This window comes from Pseudonocardia ammonioxydans (assembly GCF_900115005.1).
Classification (GTDB): Bacteria; Actinomycetota; Actinomycetes; order Mycobacteriales; family Pseudonocardiaceae; genus Pseudonocardia; species Pseudonocardia ammonioxydans.
Genome location: NZ_FOUY01000032.1, coordinates 1 through 18816, shown reverse-complemented (window position 1 = coordinate 18816; position 18816 = coordinate 1). Strand labels below are relative to the sequence as shown.

The window sequence follows — 18816 nt, the reverse complement described above, 5'->3', positions numbered from 1 at the left end:
ACCTGGGTGTCATACTGGCGGTCATGACCGACCGGGATGCGATCGCCGAGAAGCTGGCCGAGGTCTACCTGCTGGTCGGCCCCCTCTACCGGCGCGTGCTGCGCGAGGTGGAGGAGGCAGCGGGCGAGAACCGGGTGTCCGCCGGCGTCCGGGCAGTGCTCGACCAGCTGCGCCGGCACGGCCCGATGACGGTGCCGGAGATCGGCCGGTCGCAGTCGCTGAGCCGGCAGTTCGTCCAGCGCATGGTCGACGAGGCGCTGGCCGCGAACCTGGTCGAGCGTGTGGAGAACCCGCGACACCGTCGCTCGAAGCTGATCGTCCCGACCGAGGAGGGCCAGGCGCTCATCGACGCCGTCGTCGGCCGGGAGCACGCACGGCTGCGCGGCGTCGCCGAGCGGGTCGGCGACGGCGACGTGGCGGCCACCCTCCGCGTGCTCACCGCGATGGTCGACGACCTCGGGGAGATCGAGCCGGACACGGACACCGGGCATTGACCGCCGATCACCGGTGGCGCACGATCCGACCGAGATCGATCGACATCACCGGCGGTGCACACGCATGACCGACACCTTCACCTTCGAGGGCCGCGACGGCACCGCCGTCACCGCCTACCGATGGCTCCCCGACCACCCGGTCCGCGGGATCGTCCAGCTCACCCACGGCATGGGCGAGCACGCCCTGCGCTACGTGGCACTGGCCGGGGCGCTCACCGCACGTGGCTTCGCCGTCTACGCCCAGGACCACCGGGGGCACGGTGCCACCGCGGGCGGCCCCGAGAACTACGGCGTCCTCGGCGACGACGGCTGGGAGCAGCTCGTCTCGGACATCGCCGTGCTCTCCGGGCTGGCCCGCACCGAGCACCCCGGAGTGCCGCTGGTCCTGCTCGGGCACAGCATGGGCTCGTTCGCCGTCCAGCAGCACCTGGTCGCGGACGCGGAGCCGCCGGCCGCGGTCGTCCTGTCGGGGACGGCCGTGCTCGATCTGATGGAGCAGGGGCTGGACCTGTCCGGCCCGATGGACCTGTCGTCGTTCAACGAGCCGTTCGAGCAGCGCACCGGCTTCGAGTGGCTCTCCCGCGACCCCGCCCAGGTCGACGCCTACGTCGGTGACGCCCGCTGCGGCTTCGGCGTCGACCTGCCCGGGACGCGGGCGATGTTCGCCGCGGCCCGCCCGCTCGCCGACGGCGGCACGCTGAAGCGGATCCCCGGCGGCCTGCCGGTCTACGTCGTCGTCGGCGACCAGGACCCGGTCAACGGCGGCCTGCAGCTCGTGCGGCCGCTCACCGAGCGGTACGCGGCGGCCGGGCTGCACGACGTCACGCTGAAGATCTGGCCGGGCGCGCGGCACGAGGTGTTCAACGAGTCCAACCGCGACGAGATCGTCGCGGACCTGCTGACCTGGCTGGACCGGGTCGTACCGGAGGTGCGGTCCTGATGCGCGTCGACACCACCGGCGGGTTCTCCGCCGATCCGCTGCAGACCGAGGCGGCCGCGGTCGAGGCGGAGCGGGACGGCTACGACACCCTCTCGGTCCCGGAGACCTCGCACGACGCGTTCGTCGCGCTCGGCCTGGCCGCCCGGGCCACGACCCGGGTCCGGCTGCAGTCGGCGATCGCGGTCGCGTTCGCCCGCAACCCGATGACGCTGGCGTACCAGGCCAACGACATCTCCCTGATCTCCGGCGGCCGGTTCGACCTGGGCCTCGGGTCCCAGGTGAAGCCGCACATCGAGCGCCGGTTCGGGATGCCGTGGAGCCGTCCGGCGGCCCGGATGGAGGACTTCGTCCGGGCGCTGCACGCCGTCTGGGACGCCTGGGAGACCGGCGGACGGCTGCGCTACGAGGGCGAGTTCTACACGCACACGCTGATGACGGAGTTCTTCTCGCCGGGGCCGAACCCGCACGGCAGGCCGCCGGTGATGCTCGCGGCGGTCGGCGAGCGGATGACCGAGGTGGCCGGCCGGGTCTCCGACGGGCTGCTGGCGCACTCGCTGACCTCGCCGTCGTACCTGGCCGAGGTGACGCTGCCCGCCCTGCGCCGCGGGCGCGGGCGGGACCTGGACGGCTTCGACGTCTGCCTGCCGGTGTTCGCGGTGCTCGGCGCCGACACCGACGCCCGCGCCGCCGCCGAGGCGGGGGTGCGCCGGCAGATCGCGTTCTACGCCTCGACCCCGCCGTACCGGCCGGTGCTCGAGCACCACGGCCGCGGGGAGCTGGCGGACCGGCTCAACCGGCTGTCCCGGCAGCAGGCGTGGGACGAGATGGCCGGCCTGATCGACGACGACGTGCTGGACGTCTTCGCCGTCGCGGGCTCGGCGGAGGAGGTCGCGACCGGGATCGCCGGGCGCTACCGGGACCTGGTCGACCGGGTCTCGCTGTACACGCCGTACGCGGCCGACCCCGCCCTGGTGCACGACGTCGCCACCCGGCTGCGGGCCGCCTGACCCGGGCTGTCCACACACGACGACGGCCGGTGACCGCTTCCGGTCACCGGCCGTCGCGAGCCCGTGGGGGTTCTTACCGCAGGCCCAGCTTGCTGGCGCAGGCCGGCCAGGCGCCCCAGCCCTGGCCGTCGAGCACCTTCTCGGCGACCTGGATCTGCTCGGACTTGCTCGCGTTGTGGGCCTTGCCCTCGCCGCCGAAGGCCTTCCACGTCGACGGCGTGAACTGCAGGCCGCCGGAGAAGCCGTTGCCGGTGTTGGTGCTCCAGTCGCCACCGGACTCGCACTCGGCGAGCTTGTCCCACGTCGAGGTGGACACCGACTGGGTCGGGGCGACGGCCGCGGTCGGGGCGACGGCGGCGTTGGTCTCGGGGGCGGCGTTCGCGGTCCCGGCCAGGGCGAGCGGAGCCCCGAACGCGAGGATGCCTGCGGTCAGAGTCCCGACAAAACGCCCACGGATGGACATGCGCGTGCTGCTCATCTGTTCTCACCTGGTTCCGGACCCACGGCTTTCCGGGCGGGCCGGTTGCGGCGGGGAGCGCCGTCCGGTTTGTCGCGAGATCGCTCGCGGCCCGCGGCCCCGTCCCGCCCGAGGCAGGTCGACTGGCCGGAAACCGTGGGACGGGGCCGTCCTGGCGTGGCGGTTCCGGCGCTTCGGTGCGCACTCCGGCCATGGACGGCCGGAAGCGCCATCGAAGGTCGCCGAAAGTGCGAGATCGGGTCAAGCCAGGCGTCGGTGACCTATCACACGAGGATAACGGTAACAGATGTATTCGCAGGTCAAAGCGCGATTCAACCGATTACGATCAATCCAGGTCGATCTTTGTTGTTTTCGATCCGGAGATGTTTCGGCGTCCGGCGTGGAACCCGCCACGCACCCCGGCACGGCCCCGGCGCCGCCCGCAGGAGCCTCAGCGCCGCCCGCCGGAGGACCCCTCCTCGGTCTTGCGCAGGGTGAAGACCGCCACCCGGACGACCATCGCGTCCAGCAGCAGCGCGCCGAACGACCACGGGTCCAGCCACGCCATCCAGCTCTGCCCCTGGGTCAGCGCGACGAGGCCGGGCACGAGGAACAGCGCGACGCCCACCCCGCCGGCGATCGCCGATGTCAGCAGCGCCGGGCCGTCCGCCCGGCGCACCACCAGCACCAGTGCGGCGATCGCGGCGATCGCCACCAGCCCGTCGAGCACCGCGAGCAGCGGGGCCCCGGAGCCGGTGCCCGCCACCAGCCGCGCGTGCACCGCCGCGGCCAGCGCGAGCAGCACGATCAGGATCCGGCGCCCGAGGACCGGGCCGCGCTGGTTGCTCATGGACAGAGTGTGCCGTGCCGGGTGGCGGGCGCCGGGAGGGCTACCGCACCCGCAGCACCAGCAGCCGGCAGTCCACCTGCTGCCCGGAGCGGTACGGCGCGATCTCGATCGAGACCGCCTCCAGCACGTCTCCGGCACAGAGCCGGTCGACCTCCGCGCGGTACCCGCCGGACTCCCAGATGTCGTCCAGCACGGTCGCGACGAGGAACCCGCCCGGCCGGACCACCCGGACGAACTCCGACAGCACGGACGGCCCGACGTGGCCGTGGGTGAGCGTCCCGACGCAGACGACGGCGTCGTAGCGGTCGTCGGCCACGTCCAGCGCCACGGTCAGGTCCGCCTCGCGGAGGTCCCGGTAGGCACCGGTCGCCCGGGCCCGCTCAAGCATCCCCGGCGACAGGTCGAGGCCGTCGATGGTGCCGACCCCGCGCCGCTGCAGCTCGAGGCCGACCAGTCCGGTCCCGCAGCCGGCGTCGAGGATCTCGCCGCCGGTGCCGGCCGCCGCGACGACGGCGTCCGCGGTGGCCGACGGTGCGACGTAGCCCTGCGCCTCCCCGGTGAGGTCGGCGTCGTAGGTGTCCGCCCACTCGTCGTAGAGGGCGCGGGCGTCGTCCGGGCCGCTCAGGGTGTACGCACGTTCCAGATGGGGGTCGCCCCCGGTGCTCGTGGTCATCCGCCGATCATCGTCGAGCGACCGGCGGCTGTCACATGCTCACCGGTGCGAGCTGCGCCGCCGCGGCCGGTCGGCGGCCAGGATCGATAGCGCGCAGAGTGCGCCCCAGCCGGCCGCGACCATGGTCGCCTTATCGCGGGCGTCGCGGTCCGGCAGCCGTGACCCGAGACCCGCCACGTCGGCCACGTCCGCACCCACGCGGACCGCGATCGCCGACTTCAGCGGGGTTCCGGCCGGCGCCACCAGCATCGCCAGGCCCGAGACGACGTCGCGCCCGCCGATCGCAGCGGTGAGCGCCCGCAGCCCGGACGACGGCTGCTCACCGTCGGCGACCAGCTTCGTCGGCCGCAGGAACAGGTCGGGCTTGACGGTGATCGCCGCGCCGTAGGCGGCGGTGGCCACGCCGAGCAGGCGCGGGATCCAGGTCGTGTCGCGTCGGGCCATGCCGCCGTCATACCCGCTGGGGCCGGGCCCGAGCCATCCGGACCTGCGGAGTCATCCGGACCTGCGCCCGCCGCCGAACGGCGACGACCGCGGACACGCCCCGGCCACGAGGGTGCCGAGCACCAGCAGCGCGCCCCACGGGCCGATCACCCAGATCGGCCAGAAGTAGGCCCCGCCCCCGCCGAGGGCGACCGCGGCCCAGATCAGCAAGCAGAGCACCCCGGTGAACGCCCACGGACCCCACGTCGCGGCGGTGACGGTCCGCCGGACCCGCCGCTCGCGCTCCGGGTCGGGCAGCCGGGGCAGGTCGGCCAGCACCGCGGCCAGCTCCGACCGGGTGCGCGCGAGGGTCACCCGCTCGCTGCGGCCGGTGAACTCGGCCAGGTCCAGCCGGCCGTCCCCGACGTGCCGGCCGAGCGTGGCGAGGGCGCGTTCCCGTTCGGTGTCCCCGACCCGCATGTCCGTCATGACTGCCTCCTTGTGTGGATACCAGAACTATCCACTATCCAAGGAGTGGCCGCAAGGCCCGTCAGAGTTCGTCGAGGAAGGCCAGGGCCGCCTCGGCGGACACCCGGCGCCAGGCGACCAGCATCCGGTCGAACTCGTCGGCGCCGTCCTGCTCGGCCCGCAGCGCCGCCACGATGGGCTCCAGCTCCCCGCGCTGCGCGGTGACCAGCGGCGCCGGGTCGGCACCGCGCCGGTGCAGGACCGCCAGCTTGAGCAGGAACTCCGACCGCAGATCCCGGACGTGCGGCACCGGCGTGACCAGCCAGGCGTCGACCCGGTCGCGACCCGTGGCGGTCGAGGAGTACAGCGTGCGCGGTGGCCCGCCGCCGGTCTCGACGGCCTCGGCGGTGATCAGGCCGACGTCGACGAGCCGGCCGATCGCCCGGTAGACCACCGGGCGCGGGATCTGCCACACCCGGCCCAGCTCGCCGTCGGAGGCGGTCAGCGCGGCGATCGCGAACCCGTGCACCGGCCGCTCGCCCGTCACCGCCAGCACCGTCCACTCGGCGAGCCCGAGCCGGTGACCGCCCCCATCCGCGGCGTCTCGCATCCGGCCACCCTAGTGCCGACGAACGGCGGTCCCGTGCAACGGATCATGCGGCCGGACCATGACCAATCTCCCTTCCGGGTGCGTGCGGGAGCGGCGGCCGGTAGCTTCGGCGGACGATGAATGAGCGTTCAACCATTACTCGGTCCACCACCTCCCGGCTCCCCGCCCCGCTGTCCGACGTGGCCCTCCTGACCACCCGGCTGCTGATCGGCGCCGTCCTCGTCGCGCACGGACTGCAGAAGCTCGGCCAGGGTGTCGGCGGGGTCGCCGACGGCTTCGCCGGCATGGGCATCCCGTTGCCACTGGTCTCGGCACTGTTCATCGTCGGCGTCGAGATCGTGGGCGGGGTGCTCCTGATCGCCGGTGCCGCGACCGCCGTGGCCGGCCTGGCGACCGTCGTCGCAATGGCAGGCGCCTTCCTGTTCGCGCACTTCGGCACCACCGTGTTCGTCGACGACGGCGGCTGGGAGCTCGTCGGGGTGATCGCGGCCGGCGCGCTCGCCCTCGCCGCCGCCGGGCCGGGACGGTTCTCCGTCGACCGCCTCCTGGCGGGCCGCGGGGCCCGCACCGAGGTCGGCGTCAGCGGTTGATCGGGATCCCCGGCGACCAGGAGAACCCGCGGTCGAGCAGATAGCGCAGCTCGGGGTCGGGCTCCAGGACCAGGTCCTGCCCGTCACCCCGGACGGCCACCGTGCCGTCCGGGCGCGCGGTCCAGGTCAGCTCGAAGCCCCGTTGCACCTCCCGGATCAGGGAACGGTCCCCGGCCAGCACCGGGTAGACCTCGACCGCGACGACACCGTCGCGGACCGGGCGGTAGCGCCCCTCCACCAGATCGCCGTTCGCCAGCCGGATCGTCAGGCCCGAGCGACCGCCGGCGCCGACCCACTGCCCGAACGCGACCTCCTGCCAGCGCCGGTCCGCGGCGAGGGTCGGGGCCGGGGCCGACGGATCGGCGACCACCCGGTAGACCCCGGGCAGCGCCGAGGACGACTGCTGGGGCAGCCCGGCGACGAGCGGGAACCCCGCGCCCGGCGCCAGGACGAGCAGCAGCCCCAGCACCGGGACGAGCCACCGCGTGACGGCACGCACCCGCGGCCAGGGCAGCAGTGCCGGCGCCGCGCGGTGCCCGCCCGTCGCCCGTCCCGCGACGAAGCGCCCGACCCGCGGCAGCTCCGGCACCGCGACCAGCAACAGCCCGACGGTCAGCGCCAGTGCCAGGCCCCGCACCGGGACGTCGTAGGTCAGGTTGAGCAGGAACACCACACCGAGGGCGACGGTGCCCAGCAGGCCGCCGAGCCACGCCGTCCGCCGGAACACCAGCAGCAGTGCCACCGCCAGCTCGGCCAGCCCGGACAGCACCTGGACCGCGGGCGAGTAGGCCATGAAGGTCCACAGCAGACCCATCGGGCTCTTCTCGCCGACCGTGTAGAGCGCGTCGGAGTAATCGACGAGCCCCATCTGGACGAGGAAGACCTTCGACCAGGCGTAGGGCAGCAGGGCGACGATCAGGACGAACCGGAGCAGGCCGTGCAGGGCCCACCCCACGCTCGTCCACACCGGACGACGGGGGCGCACGCCCCGACGGTAGAGGGCCCAGTGCCCGCGGCGACTCCCACTTCCGGCTCGTTCCGGACGACGAACGGTCACGATCCCCCGGCCGCGGCGGAAGCGTCCAGGATTGAGACACGCGGACCGACAGGGTCCGTGGAAAGATCCGCGCCGACATTCGGTGACGACCGTGAACCGGAGGCCTACGTGATCCTCATCGTCCTGAAGGCCCAGATCCGCCCGGACAAGCGCGACAAGTGGCTGTCCGGCATCTCCGAGTACAAGAAGAACGTCAACTCGGAGCCGGGCAACATCTCCTTCGACTACCACGAGAACTTCGAGAAGGAGAACGAGTTCGTGATCGTGGAGGTGTTCCGCGACGGCAAGGCCGGCGAGGAGCACGTCAAGACCGACCACGCGCAGAACTTCTTCCCGTTCATGTCGACGGTGGTGTCGGAGAAGCCGAAGATCAACTACCAGGACATCGACGGCGATGCCTGGAACGAGATGGCCGAGGTGACCCCGCAGTAGCGCCCGCTCCCACAGCGCCGACGCCGGTGGCTCCGATCCGGGGCCACCGGCGTCGGTGTGTCCGGACGGTGCCCGACCGCCCGCCACCCTCACCGCATCGGGGGTTGCTCGGTCGGGTGGAGTAACGCACTGGGCACTCCGCGGCGATGAAGCGGTCATCAGCGCCCCTTCCGCCCAGACCGGAGAGCCCGATGGCCGAGTTCCCCACCCCCCGTGCGTCCGTGGCCGACCGTGCCCGCCGGGCCGCGCGCCTGACGCTCAGCGCGGCGGTCCGCGCCACCGCGGCCCCGCTGCGGGCGATCGCCCGGACGGGCCGGGCCGACACCGAGCCGCGCTGGGCGGAGGCGACCTGGCTGTGGCAGCCGGGCTGGGGACGCGGTACGCACGACCGGCTCTACCGCAGGCCCGACCCGTACCGGATCGGGGCGAGCACCTACGAGCAGCAGAAGTACGGCACGGTCATGGACGCGCTGACCGGGCGCCGGTTCGCGCGCACGCTGGAGGTCGGCTGCGGGGAGGGTGACCTCTCCGTGCGACTGGCCGGACACACCGACGTGCTGCTGGGTGTCGACATCAGCGCGGCCGCCGTCGAGCGGGCCGCGGCACGGGTGCCGGCCGGCACGTTCGTCCGGCGGACGCTGCCGCACGAGATGCCGGACGGCACGTTCGACCTGATCGTCTGCACCGACGTCCTCTACTACTGGGAGCCGGTCACGTTCCGGGTCGGCACGGCGGCACTGCTGGACCGCCTGCGTCCCGGTGGGATGCTGCTGGCCTACCACTACCGCGGCGACTTCGGGCAGGCCGGCACGGCCGACCGGGTGCACGACGAGCTGCGGGCCGCGGCCCGCGCGCGCGGCCTCGACGTCGAGGTCCACACGCACCGCGACGGCGTCGGCCCGGGTGCGGCCGGCGCGCGGTTCGACGTGGTCGCGGCGCCGCTGCCGGCGCCGGTCCGGCCGGTGCACGGCGTGCCCGCCCCGCGCCGCCCGGAGGTCGCCGGCCCCGCACCCGTCCCGCGCACCTGAGGACTCCGCTCGACCGGCCGGCGGTCGCGGCACTGGGCCGTACAGCCTCTCCTCGTCAGGGCGACGTGGACCTGTCCGCACCTGGGGGATCGGACTAACGTCCCCGGTCATGACGGTCAGCGCGGACGGGCCCACCGGGATGGCGAACGCCCAGCGGGTGGTGACGGTCCCCGAGCTGGCCGCGCCCAGCTACCTGCAGGCGGTGCTCTCGGTCGCCTACCGCGACGAGCGCAACAGCGTGCCGTTGACCGTCGCCACGCCGGCCGGGCTGGTCTTCGGCAACGCGGTGCACCCCGCGACGTGGCTGCGCGGGCTCGGGGAGCAGCTCCGCCACCTGACCGCGGCGCACGAACGGAACGAGTCCGTCGACGCGATGACGCAGATGTTCTTCGACATGGCCGAGGGGCGTGGTGACGAGCAGCCGGGCCGGGACATCCCGGCCAAGGACATCCACTGGATCTACTTCACCGACGCGTTGATCGTCCCGACCGCGGCGGCCGGTCCGAACTACGTCGAGCCGGCGTGCTGGCAGGTGGCGCTGCGGGACGTGACGGGCTGGACGATCGGCCTCCCGCCGCGCTGAGCGAGCCTGCGGAGCGAACATCGGCGCTGAGAGGAGCTTGCGGAGCGAACATCGGCACTGAGCGAGCCTGCGGAGCGAACAATGGACGCTGAGCGAGCCCGCGGAGCGAACACCCGTCCAGGCGCTGTGACCAGTGCCACACGTCTCGCTGCGTGAGGATCGGCCGGATCGGCGCCTCCCACGTGTGTCGACCGGATCGGCGGGGCACGCCGCATCCGGGAACCGCACACCGGCCCGGAGGCCCGGGCCCCGATCTCGGAGGCGCAGCACATGAGCACCGGCAGCGAAGCGACCACCCCGGCCACCACCGGCACCCCCTCCGCGCTGCAGTCCGAGCACGGCAGCACCCGGATCGCCGAGACCGTCGTCTCGAAGATCGCCGGCCTGGCCACGCGTGAGGTCAACGGCATCCACGCCCTCGGCGGCGGCGCGGCCCGCGCCTTCGGCGCGCTGCGCGAGCGGATCCCCGGCGGCACCACCAACGCCTCGCAGGGCGTGGCGGTCGAGGTCGGCGAGAAGCAGGCCGCCGTCGACATCAACGTCGTGGTGGAGTACGGCGTCTCCATCGCCGACCTGGCGAAGGCGGTGCGCCGCAACGTCATCTCCGCCCTGGAGCGGATGACCGGGCTCGAGGTCGTCGAGGTCAACATCTCGGTCGACGACGTCCACCTGCCCAGCGACGACGACGGCAGGGACGAGGAGCCGAAGAAGCTCGAGAACCCGTCCCGGGTGGCGTGAGCCCGATGTCGTCCGACACCCGGTCCCACGCACGGACCGGCCTGTTCGCCGGCCTGCTCCTCGGGATCGCCGCCGCGGTGGGCGGGTTCGGCGGCTTCGCCGTCGCGCTCGTGCTCGGCGCGCTCGGCCTGGCGGTCGGCCGCTGGCTCGACGGCGATCTCGACGTCGCCGAGCTGGCCGAACGCTCGGGCCTGACCGGTCGCGGCCGCGACGGCGACCGCCGGTCCCGGTGAGCCGGTCCCGGTGAGCCGCCGTCAGCGCGAGCTGTCGACGAACCTCGTACCGGCGATCCGCAGCCCGCTGCCGGCGGCCATCCGAAGCAGCCCGGCCATCGCGATCACCACACCGGCCATCTCGAGGGTCTCCTCGGAGCCGGCGAGCACGTTGTAGCCGAAGGCGTTGACGTCCCCGGTCTGGTCGAAGACCGCGCCGCCTGCCGACTCCAGCCCGACCGCGCCGAACAGGAACACCGCGGCACCGGCGATGACGATGTAGGCGCCCGGGCGCCGCAGGATCATCGGGAGGCACAGCGCCGCGACCACGGCCACCAGGATCCCCGCCGGGATGATCCAGGCGTAGGTCAGGAAGCCGCTGGTCCCGAACGTGGTGTGGATGATCCAGCCGACCTGCTCGTGGTTGGCTGCGGTCTCGTCCATCGCCACGACCGCGCAGGCCAGGCTGAGCAGGATCCACTTCCAGCGCTCGCGGCGGACCGAGTTCGCCGCGATCAGCGCGAGGAGCCCCGCGTTGCCCAGGTGCATCGCCGAGCTGAACCAGGTCGAGATGTTGAGCTCGTTGCCGAGCCGGATCGGACCCGGGATCTCGAAGCCCGGGCGGCCGATGCCGTAGACGGCGGCGGCGAAGTGCAGGATCGCGAGTACCGCGGTGACCCCGGCCGCGACCTTCACGACGCTCGACGGGCGCAGCAGCGCCAGGTGCGGCGCGCCGACCGGCGCCTCGGGCTCGGGTGACGGCTCCACCGGGGCCGGGGTGGCGGCCGACGCCGGCTCGGGCTGCTCGACGCGCGGGATCACCTCGGTCGCGGGGTCGTCGTCGGCACTGCGTGACTGCTGCCGGTCCAGGTGGTGCTGGGCGGTCATGTCCCCCTCCTCATGCGCGGCCGGGCCGGACGATCCGATCGGCCGCGCCCCCGCGTTTCCGCGTGTTCGGCACCACGGAAGGCTAGGGGGGCGCGTCGGGCCGTCGACCGTCAGGTGGCTGGAAGGTAAACGAGCGCGGGCGTCCGGGGGAACGGTATTCCGCCGGGAAACGCGCCAGGGTCCCCCGAACGCCGGTGTCCGATCAGGCCCAGGGGCGTGCCGAGCGGGTCGCCCAGTACTGCTCCGGCTCCTCGGCGAGTCGGGCCAGCTCGCCCTCCACACCGGACGGCAACGTCCACCCGGCGGCGGCCGCGTTGGACTCCAGCTGTCCCTTCCCGACCGGTCCGAGCAGGACCCGCCACGCCCACGGGTTGGCCAGCGCGGCGGCGACGGCGACCCGGTCCAGCGGCGCCCCGACCCGGTCGGCCAGGTCCGCGGCGGCCCGGGCACCGGGGGTGCCGTCGTCGCCGCCGGGGGCCAGACGCCCGTTCGCGAAGACCTCCTTGAGGATCACCCGGGCGCCGGAGTCCGCGGCCTCGGCGAGCGCCGGGCCGGCCGAGGGCTCCAGCGGGTTCCAGGTGGACTGGAACGAGGTGAACAGCGGCTCCCCGTCGACCCGGACCTCGAGTGCCCGCCGGACGGCCTCGGCCTGGGCCGGGCCGGACGTGGAGACCCCGACCCGGACCCCGGCGTCGCGCAGGTGGGACAGGGCGCGGTGCACGCGGACGTCGTCGAGCACGCCGGTGTCCAGCGTCGCGGAGTGCACGTGGTAGATGCCGAGCCGGTCGCCGAGCAGCTCGCGGCTCTGCGCGTACTGCTCGGTGAACGCGTCCAGCGAGTGGTCCTTGACCTCGTGCTTCTCGACGTCCATCCGCCAGCCGCCCACGTAGCGGTAGCCCCACTTGGAGCCGATCTCGACGTCGTCGACCTCCGGGCGGTCGGCCAGCCAGCCGGCCAGGAACTCCTCGGCGCGCCCGTAGGAGCGCGCGACGTCGAGGTAGCGGATGCCCGCCGCGTGTCCGGTGTCGAGCAGCTCCCGGGTGCGGGCGCGCAACGTGGCGACGTCGCGGTCGGCACCGAGCCCGGACGCGCGCCCGGAGGTGATGTAGGCGGGGCGGGCGATCGCTGCCAGGCCGAGGCCGAGCCGGGAGACGGGATGCGGCATGGGCACAGCCTCCCGCGCCCGCCGCGCACCCGGCCACCAGGGCCGTTCCTGCGCAACACATGTTGCATCCGATCGATCCGGTGTAGCGTCGCCGCATGCCAACCGAGGGGTGGGTCCTGCTTCTCGCCCAGCTGCCGGCGTCGCCGTCGAGCCCGCGGGTGACGCTGTGGCGGCGGGCCAAGGCGGCGGGCGCCGTGGGCCTGCAGAACGGCACCTGGGTGCTGCCCGGCACCGCCGGGAACCGGGAGTTCTTCGACGGGCTGGTCGGCTACGTGCGCGGGCACGGAGGGACGGCGTACGCCCTCGAGGTGACCCGGGCGGACGAGGAGACCGAGGGCGAGATCGTCGCCCGCTTCCGGGCCGAGCGGAGCAAGGAGTTCGCCGAGTTCGCCGAGCGTGGCCACGCGCTGCTCGCCGAGCTGGAGAAGGAGACGGCACGGGACAACTTCTCCTTCGCCGAGCTGGAGGAGAACGAGCAGGACCTCGAGCGGCTCCGCGGCTGGCTCGCCAAGATCACCGCGCGCGACTTCTTCCCGGACGAGCGGCTCAAGGACGCCGAGGAGCTGCTCGACCGGTGCGTCCGCGCCCTCGAGGCGTTCACCGGGGGCGTCTACCGGGCCGAGGGCGTCGCGCCCGACGTCCCCCCGCAGGCGGAATGAAGGCGCACTCCGCGCCCGCCGACGCGGTCGCGGAGCACCACGGCACCGACCTCACCCGCGGCCTCGGCGCTGCCGAGGCCGCGGACCGGCTGGCCCGCCACGGCCCGAACCGCCGGGTCGCGCCGCGCCGGGTGACCTTCGGCCACGTGCTCGCCGACGAGATCACCGAGCCGATGATGCTGCTGCTGGTCGCGGTCGCGGTGCTCTACGGCGTCTGGGGCCGGCCGAGTGACACCGTCGCCATCGTCGTGATCATCGCCGCGGTGGTGCTGGTCGAGGTGTTCGCCGAGTTCCGGGCGAAGTCGGTGATCGCCGCGCTCGGCCGGCTGACCGCGCCGACGGCGCCGGTGCTGCGCGACGGGCGGGTGACGTCGGTCCCGGTCGAGGAGATCGTCCCGGGGGACGTCGTCCCGCTGGCCGCCGGGGCACGCGTCCCCGCCGACGTCCGGCTCACCGAGACCTGGGGACTGCGGGTCGACGAGGCCGCGCTCACCGGCGAGCCCGTCGCCGCCCCGAAGGACGCCGGGCGGGTCCTCGACGCCGACACCGGCCTCGGCGACCGGGACAACCTCGCCTTCGCCGGGACGACGGTGATGGCCGGACGCGGCCACGGCGTCGTCGTCGCCACCGGGACGGCCACCGAGCTGGGCCGCATCACCGGCCTCGTCCTCGCCGCGAAGCCACCGCGCACCGCGCTGCAGCAGGCCATGCGCGAGCTCTCGGCGGCGCTGGCCACGCTCGCGATCGGGTTCAGCGTGCTCGTGCCGCTGATCGGCGTGCTGACCGGCCAGCCGTGGCGCGAGATGGTCCTGACCGGGCTGACCCTGGCGTTCGCGACGATCCCCGAGGAACTCCCGATCATCATCAGCCTGGTCCTCGGGCTGGGCGCCTACCGGCTGTCCCGGCGGCGCGGGCTGGTCCGGCGGCTGCGGGCGGCGGAGACGCTGGGCACGGTCACGGTGCTCGCGACCGACAAGACCGGGACGCTGACCGAGAACCGCATGGCGGTCGCGCGGACCGTCCCGGTCGGGGTCGGCGCGGACGAGCTGATCGCGCTCGGGGCGACCTGCACCGAGGCCGTTGCCGAGCCGGGCGGTGGCTGGTCGGGCGACCCGACCGATGTGGCGTTCCTGGTGGCTGCCCGCGAGCGTGGGCTGGTCCTGCCCGGGGAACCGGTGCAGCGCTTCGCCTTCGACCCCGTGCGCGAGTCGATGACGGTGGTGATCGCCGACGGCCTGGTGATCACCACGGGGTCACCGGAGTCGGTGCTCGGCCGCTGCCGGGACGCGGACCGGCCCCTGCTCGACCGCGCGGAACGGATGGCGGGCCAGGGACTGCGGGTGATCGCGGTGGCGACTCGGCGGGCGTCCGGGGTGCCGGAGACCGCCGACGAGGCCGAGCGCGACCTCGTCCCGGCCGGGCTCGTCGGGCTGACCGACCCGCCCCGCGACGGTGCCGCGCAGGCGGTGGCGGCCGTACAGCGGGCCGGGATCCGGGTGCTGATGGTGACCGGTGACCACCCGGCGTCGGCCCGCGCGCTCGCCGCACGGGTCGGGATCGGCGGCGCGGACCTGCTCACCGGCCGGGAGCTGGACCGGCTCGACGACGACGCGCTGGCCACTGCCGTCGCCCGGACGTCGCTGTTCGCCCGGGTCACCCCCGAGAACAAGCTGCGCCTGGTCGAGGCGCTGCAGGCCCGCGGGGAGGTCGTCGCGGTGACCGGGGACGGCGTCAACGACGCGCCGGCACTGGCGCGCGCCGACGTCGGCGTCGCGATGGGAGCGTCCGGGACCGACGTCGCGCGGGAGGCCGCCGACCTCGTCCTCGCCGACGACGACGTCTCCACCCTCACCCGCGCACTGCGCGAGGGCCGCACCCTGCACGACAACCTGCGCAAGGGCGTCCGGTACTACCTGGCCTGCAAGGTCGGTCTGGTGGCGACCGCGGTGACCGGGGTCGTCGCCGGGCCCGCGATCCCGTTCGCCCCGATCCACATCGTCGTGCTGGAGATGTTCATGGACATCGCCGGCAGCGCGACGTTCGCCGCGGAACCCGCCGAGCGCGACGCGATGGACCGCCGGCCCCGCGACCCGGCGGCACGCTTCCTGGACCGCCCCCTGGTGGCGGACCTGGTGGCGGGCGGGGCGTCGCTGCTCGTCGCCGTCGGCGGGTTGTACCTGGTGACCGGCTCGCAGACGGTCGCGTTCCTCGGCTGGCTCTCCGGCTACCTCGCCCTGGCCTGGGTGATGCGGACCGAGCGCACGCCGCTGCTGCGGGCGGGGCTGCTGTCCAACCGGTTCCTTCCGGTGTGGACGGTGGTCACCGCGCTGGCCGCCGTGGCCATCATGACCGTGCCGGTGCTGCGGGAGGTGCTGCGGCTGGAGCCGCTCACCGGGCCGCAGTGGGCGGCGACGGTGCTGGTCCCGGTCGTCGCGGTGTCGTGGATCGAGGTGCGCAAGCTCGCCCGCGCGCGGGCGGCCGGCGCCCGGTGACCGGGCAGGGGTCACCGCACGGACCTCCACATGCGTGTGCCCCCGCCGACCCGAGGGGTCGACGGGGGCACGACGGCAGTGGCGGTGATCAGCCGATCGAGTCGCCCGAGCCGGAGGCCTGGCCGCAGCTGTCGGACTGGTCGGTCGTCGAGTCGCCCGACTTGGCCTTGGACTCGCCGCCGATGTTCAGGGCGCCGGTGAGGCCGTTCAGCAGGCCCAGGTCCTCGATCGGGGCCTGCGCGCCCAGGACGTTGACCGGGATGTTGTTGTTGCAGACCTGGATCGGCACGTTGACGTTGTTGCCGCTCAGGCCGCCGATGAGGCCGCCCTCGGCGCCCTTGTCGATCTTGCCGCCGTCGTCGCCGCCCTGGTGCTTGCCACCGTCGGACTTGTCGGTCTTCTCCGCGGCGTAGTCGCCAGCGAACGCGAGCGGGGAGGCGGCGAGCAGGGATGCGGCAGACGCCGCGACGATGATTCCGGCCTTCTTCAGCACAGTTCTTCTCCTGATGAGTGTCGAGCCCGCGCAGGGACGGTCCCGGGTACCTGCCGGCACGCTGACAAAAGGGGGAGCCCGCACCGACTGCCCGGCAATCTAGCTGCCACGGCCGGGCGAAACAATTTATCTACCACCATCGGGTGGCAGAATTACTTTCCGTTTCGTTATTCGTCCGATCGGGTCTTCTTCCGATGACCCGAACCGGGTGCATCCGGCCCCGTGGTCGACGCCGGGTGATCACCCGGGTGGGCCGGACACGGACGTGCCCCCGACCGACCGCGCACGGTCGGCGGGGGCACGCCGAGCTTCGACGAGGATCAGTCGCTGACCGCGTCGCCGGTGCCGGCCTCCTGGCCGCAGTTGTCGGACTGGTCGCTGACCGAGTCGCCCGACTTGGCCTTGCCCTCGCCCGCGATGCCGGCGCCGCCGGTCAGGCCGTTGCCCGCGGCCGCGTCCTCGACCGGGACCTGGACGCCCAGGACGTTGACCGGGACGTTGTTGTTGCACGCCTGGACCGGGACCTCGGCGTTGTTGCCGTTGGCACCCGCGACGACGCCCTCGGCGCTCTTGTCGATGGCGTCACCGTCGTTGCCGGCGAACGCGATCGGGGACAGCGCGAGCAGGCCCGCGACGGACGTCGCGGCGAGGATGCCAGCCTTCTTCTTCAGCACAGTTCTTCTCCTGACGAGTCACGAGGCCGTTGCCTCGGGCATCTGCCGGCACGTTGACAAAAGGGGGGAGCCCGCGCCGGCTGCGCCAAACGTATCGAGCCGAATCGGTCCGCTCAAACCCGGGAACACCATCGTGCGGCGACATTACTTTCCGTGTGGTTACTCATCATTTCGGACTCATTCGCCGAATACGTGGACGAGCTGCGCCCGACGGTGCGTCACCGGGCGATGGCGGCATAACCGGCGGATTCCCGCGCCGCTGCGGCACGCCGGTGGGCGCCGGCCGGTCGCCGTCCGCGCCGAGCGCGACGCGGACGGTCAGCGGGTGCGGACGGTCAGCGGGTCGTGGTGAACCGCTTCCGGTACTCGGTCGGCGTGATGCCCACGTGCCGCGCGAAGACCCGGCGCAGCGTCTCGTCGTTGCCGAAGCCGCTGTGCCGGGCCGCGGCCGAGACCGTCCGGCCCTCGAGCAGGAGCCGCTGGGCGCGGTCGAGCCGGATGCCCTCGACCCACCGCGCCGGCGTGGTGTCCAGTTCGGCCTGGAACAGGCGGCTCAGGTGCCGCGGGCTGACGGCCGCGGTCGCCGCCATCGCGGGGAGGTCGTGCTCGCCTGCCGGGTCGGCGAGGACCGCGTCGGTCACCGCACGCAGCAGCCTGCTCCGGGCCGGCGGCACCCCCGTCGTCGTGGAGTACTGGGACTGGCCGCCCGGACGCTGCAGGAACACCACCAGCTCGCGGGCGATCTCGCGGGTCACGTCCGCGCCGTGGTCGTCCTCCACCAGGGACAGGGCGAGGTCGATGCCGGCGGTGACCCCCGCCGAGGTGATGCACCGCCCGTCGCGCACGTGGATGACGTCGGGCTCCACCCGGACCCGCGGATAGCGGCGGGCCAGCGTGCGGGCGTGCCGCCAGTGCGTCGTGGCCCGCCTGCCGTCGAGGAACCCGGCCTCGGCCAGCAGGAAGGCGCCGGTGCACACCGACGCGATCCGTGCGGACCGCTCGGCGAGGGCGCGCACCACGCCGAGCAGTTCGGTGTCGACGGGGAGGTCGACGAGCCGGTCGCCGCCGGCGACCACCAGCGAGTCCACGGGACCGGCCTCGGCTGCCCTGACGGTGCCCGCCAGCGCGAGTCCCGACGACGTCGTCACGGTCCCGCCGCACGGCGAGACCAGCGTCGTGGCATAGGGACGACCGGCCCGGGACGCCTGGTGCAGCACCTCGCCCGGGCCGCTCACGTCGAGCATCGTCACGCCGTCGAAGACGACGAACGCTATCCGGTGCATGTCCGGAACTGTGTGGTATACGGCTGGAAGGACATGGCTGCACGGTAGCCGACGGAGGAAGGATCGAGGGCACATCGATCAGACGTCGGAGGGACATCGGATGAGCCGGTCCATTGCAGGCATCACCATTCCGGACAGCACGGTGGCGCGGGAGGCGACGGAACTGGTCCGCGACACGGCGTCACCGCTGCTGTTCGACCACTCACGGCGGGTCTACGTCTTCGGGGCACTGCGCGGACGCGAGCAGGGCCTGGAGTTCGACCCCGAGCTGCTCTACATCGGCGCGATGTTCCACGACCTCGGGCTGACCGAGCGGTTCCGGCGCACCGACCAGCGCTTCGAGATCGACGGCGCCGACGAGGCCCGCCGCTTCCTGCACGGCCACGGCATCACCGGCGACAGCGCGGACCGGGTGTGGACCGCGATCGCGCTGCACACCACCCCGGAGATCCCGCTGCACATGGCACCCGAGATCGCCCTGCTCACCCGGGGTGTGGAGCTCGACGTGCTCGGCATCGGCTACCACGCGCTCTCCGAGCAGCAGCGCGCTGCGGTGGTCGAGGCCCATCCCCGCCCGGACTTCAAGAACCGCATCCTGGC

Annotated in this window: 23 protein-coding genes and 1 pseudogene; 12 read left to right on the top strand and 12 right to left on the bottom strand. The window is 73.5% G+C overall.

The window, feature by feature from the left end; all coding sequences use genetic code 11:
- Positions 1 to 23 precede the first annotated feature (23 nt).
- The 3 genes from BM093_RS24985 to BM093_RS24975 all read left to right on the top strand — a co-directional run bounded on the left by BM093_RS24985 (position 24) and on the right by BM093_RS24975 (position 2441).
- Positions 24 to 494: a MarR family winged helix-turn-helix transcriptional regulator gene (locus BM093_RS24985; RefSeq protein WP_093350507.1), complete on the top strand. Its 471-nt coding sequence runs from the start codon at positions 24 to 26 to the stop codon at positions 492 to 494.
- Positions 495 to 558: 64 nt separating this feature from the next.
- The gene (locus tag BM093_RS24980) at positions 559 to 1434 is read left to right on the top strand and encodes an alpha/beta fold hydrolase (RefSeq protein WP_093350504.1); all 876 of its coding nucleotides are present in this window, start codon (positions 559 to 561) and stop codon (positions 1432 to 1434) included.
- On the top strand, positions 1434 to 2441 hold the full coding sequence (locus tag BM093_RS24975; RefSeq protein ID WP_093350501.1) for a TIGR03617 family F420-dependent LLM class oxidoreductase: 1008 nt from the start codon (positions 1434 to 1436) through the stop codon (positions 2439 to 2441). The genes BM093_RS24980 and BM093_RS24975 overlap by 1 nt, the downstream gene beginning before the upstream one ends.
- Before the next feature lie 82 nt (positions 2442 to 2523).
- Here the strand turns inward: BM093_RS24975 and BM093_RS37995 are convergent.
- The 6 genes and pseudogenes from BM093_RS37995 to BM093_RS24945 form a co-directional block, all read right to left on the bottom strand.
- A pseudogene (locus BM093_RS37995) lies at positions 2524 to 2904 on the bottom strand (transglycosylase family protein); the annotation flags it as partial.
- Between the two features lie 445 nt (positions 2905 to 3349).
- A complete protein-coding gene (locus tag BM093_RS24965) occupies positions 3350 to 3748 on the bottom strand; it encodes a hypothetical protein (RefSeq protein ID WP_093350498.1) in 399 nt (132 codons plus the stop codon).
- A 40-nt stretch (positions 3749 to 3788) separates the two neighbouring features.
- Entirely contained in the window at positions 3789 to 4421 is a 633-nt protein-coding gene (locus tag BM093_RS24960; RefSeq protein ID WP_093350495.1) for a class I SAM-dependent DNA methyltransferase, read from the bottom strand.
- A gap of 39 nt (positions 4422 to 4460) precedes the next feature.
- Positions 4461 to 4865, bottom strand: a complete 405-nt coding sequence (locus tag BM093_RS24955; RefSeq protein ID WP_093350492.1) for a hypothetical protein — start codon at positions 4863 to 4865, stop codon at positions 4461 to 4463.
- A gap of 51 nt (positions 4866 to 4916) precedes the next feature.
- Entirely contained in the window at positions 4917 to 5333 is a 417-nt protein-coding gene (locus BM093_RS24950) for a DUF1707 SHOCT-like domain-containing protein (protein ID WP_093350489.1), read from the bottom strand.
- A gap of 61 nt (positions 5334 to 5394) precedes the next feature.
- Positions 5395 to 5922 carry a PadR family transcriptional regulator gene (locus BM093_RS24945; protein WP_093350486.1) on the bottom strand — a complete coding sequence of 176 codons (528 nt, stop codon included), beginning with the start codon at positions 5920 to 5922 and terminating at the stop codon, positions 5395 to 5397.
- Positions 5923 to 6038: 116 nt separating this feature from the next.
- Here BM093_RS24945 and BM093_RS24940 point away from each other — a divergent pair, with 116 nt between their 5' ends.
- Positions 6039 to 6512 carry a DoxX family protein gene (locus tag BM093_RS24940; protein ID WP_093350483.1) on the top strand — a complete coding sequence of 158 codons (474 nt, stop codon included), beginning with the start codon at positions 6039 to 6041 and terminating at the stop codon, positions 6510 to 6512.
- Here BM093_RS24940 and BM093_RS24935 read toward each other — a convergent pair.
- Complete coding sequence (locus BM093_RS24935; RefSeq protein ID WP_143105511.1) at positions 6502 to 7497, bottom strand: hypothetical protein; 996 nt, start codon at positions 7495 to 7497, stop codon at positions 6502 to 6504. The two genes, BM093_RS24940 and BM093_RS24935, sit on opposite strands and share 11 nt — an antisense overlap.
- Positions 7498 to 7677: 180 nt before the next feature.
- On the opposite strand from BM093_RS24935, the gene BM093_RS24930 reads away from it, so the two are divergent.
- The 5 genes from BM093_RS24930 to BM093_RS24910 all read left to right on the top strand — a co-directional run bounded on the left by BM093_RS24930 (position 7678) and on the right by BM093_RS24910 (position 10583).
- Positions 7678 to 8001 (top strand): putative quinol monooxygenase, encoded by a 324-nt coding sequence (locus tag BM093_RS24930; RefSeq protein ID WP_093350475.1) that lies wholly within the window; start codon positions 7678 to 7680, stop codon positions 7999 to 8001.
- A 191-nt stretch (positions 8002 to 8192) separates the two neighbouring features.
- Positions 8193 to 9029: an SAM-dependent methyltransferase gene (locus tag BM093_RS24925; protein ID WP_177238695.1), complete on the top strand. Its 837-nt coding sequence runs from the start codon at positions 8193 to 8195 to the stop codon at positions 9027 to 9029.
- Between the two features lie 109 nt (positions 9030 to 9138).
- Positions 9139 to 9612: a hypothetical protein gene (locus tag BM093_RS24920; RefSeq protein ID WP_093350469.1), complete on the top strand. Its 474-nt coding sequence runs from the start codon at positions 9139 to 9141 to the stop codon at positions 9610 to 9612.
- A 270-nt stretch (positions 9613 to 9882) separates the two neighbouring features.
- On the top strand, positions 9883 to 10350 hold the full coding sequence (locus BM093_RS24915) for an Asp23/Gls24 family envelope stress response protein (protein ID WP_093350466.1): 468 nt from the start codon (positions 9883 to 9885) through the stop codon (positions 10348 to 10350).
- Positions 10351 to 10355: 5 nt separating this feature from the next.
- Positions 10356 to 10583, top strand: a complete 228-nt coding sequence (locus BM093_RS24910; protein ID WP_093350637.1) for a hypothetical protein — start codon at positions 10356 to 10358, stop codon at positions 10581 to 10583.
- Between the two features lie 21 nt (positions 10584 to 10604).
- Here the strand turns inward: BM093_RS24910 and BM093_RS24905 are convergent, their stop codons facing one another.
- Positions 10605 to 11450 (bottom strand): hypothetical protein, encoded by an 846-nt coding sequence (locus tag BM093_RS24905; protein WP_093350462.1) that lies wholly within the window; start codon positions 11448 to 11450, stop codon positions 10605 to 10607.
- A 202-nt stretch (positions 11451 to 11652) separates the two neighbouring features.
- Positions 11653 to 12615 carry an aldo/keto reductase gene (locus tag BM093_RS24900; RefSeq protein WP_093350458.1) on the bottom strand — a complete coding sequence of 321 codons (963 nt, stop codon included), beginning with the start codon at positions 12613 to 12615 and terminating at the stop codon, positions 11653 to 11655.
- Positions 12616 to 12710: 95 nt separating this feature from the next.
- Here BM093_RS24900 and BM093_RS36155 point away from each other — a divergent pair, with 95 nt between their 5' ends.
- Together BM093_RS36155 and BM093_RS24895 are read left to right on the top strand one after the other, a co-directional pair.
- Positions 12711 to 13274 (top strand): Chromate resistance protein ChrB, encoded by a 564-nt coding sequence (locus BM093_RS36155; protein ID WP_177238694.1) that lies wholly within the window; start codon positions 12711 to 12713, stop codon positions 13272 to 13274.
- Positions 13271 to 15766, top strand: a complete 2496-nt coding sequence (locus BM093_RS24895) for a cation-translocating P-type ATPase (protein ID WP_177238693.1) — start codon at positions 13271 to 13273, stop codon at positions 15764 to 15766. Before BM093_RS36155 ends, BM093_RS24895 begins: the two co-directional genes overlap by 4 nt.
- 88 nt (positions 15767 to 15854) lie before the next feature.
- Here the strand turns inward: BM093_RS24895 and BM093_RS24890 are convergent, their stop codons facing one another.
- The 3 genes from BM093_RS24890 to BM093_RS24880 all read right to left on the bottom strand — a co-directional run bounded on the left by BM093_RS24890 (position 15855) and on the right by BM093_RS24880 (position 18216).
- On the bottom strand, positions 15855 to 16259 hold the full coding sequence (locus BM093_RS24890) for a hypothetical protein (RefSeq protein ID WP_093350452.1): 405 nt from the start codon (positions 16257 to 16259) through the stop codon (positions 15855 to 15857).
- A 320-nt stretch (positions 16260 to 16579) separates the two neighbouring features.
- Positions 16580 to 16933 (bottom strand): hypothetical protein, encoded by a 354-nt coding sequence (locus tag BM093_RS24885; protein WP_093350448.1) that lies wholly within the window; start codon positions 16931 to 16933, stop codon positions 16580 to 16582.
- Between the two features lie 335 nt (positions 16934 to 17268).
- A complete protein-coding gene (locus BM093_RS24880) occupies positions 17269 to 18216 on the bottom strand; it encodes a GlxA family transcriptional regulator (protein WP_093350445.1) in 948 nt (315 codons plus the stop codon).
- A 100-nt stretch (positions 18217 to 18316) separates the two neighbouring features.
- Here BM093_RS24880 and BM093_RS24875 point away from each other — a divergent pair.
- Positions 18317 to 18816 (top strand): HD domain-containing protein (locus tag BM093_RS24875; protein ID WP_093350633.1); only part of this gene is annotated, 500 nt, incomplete at its 3' end.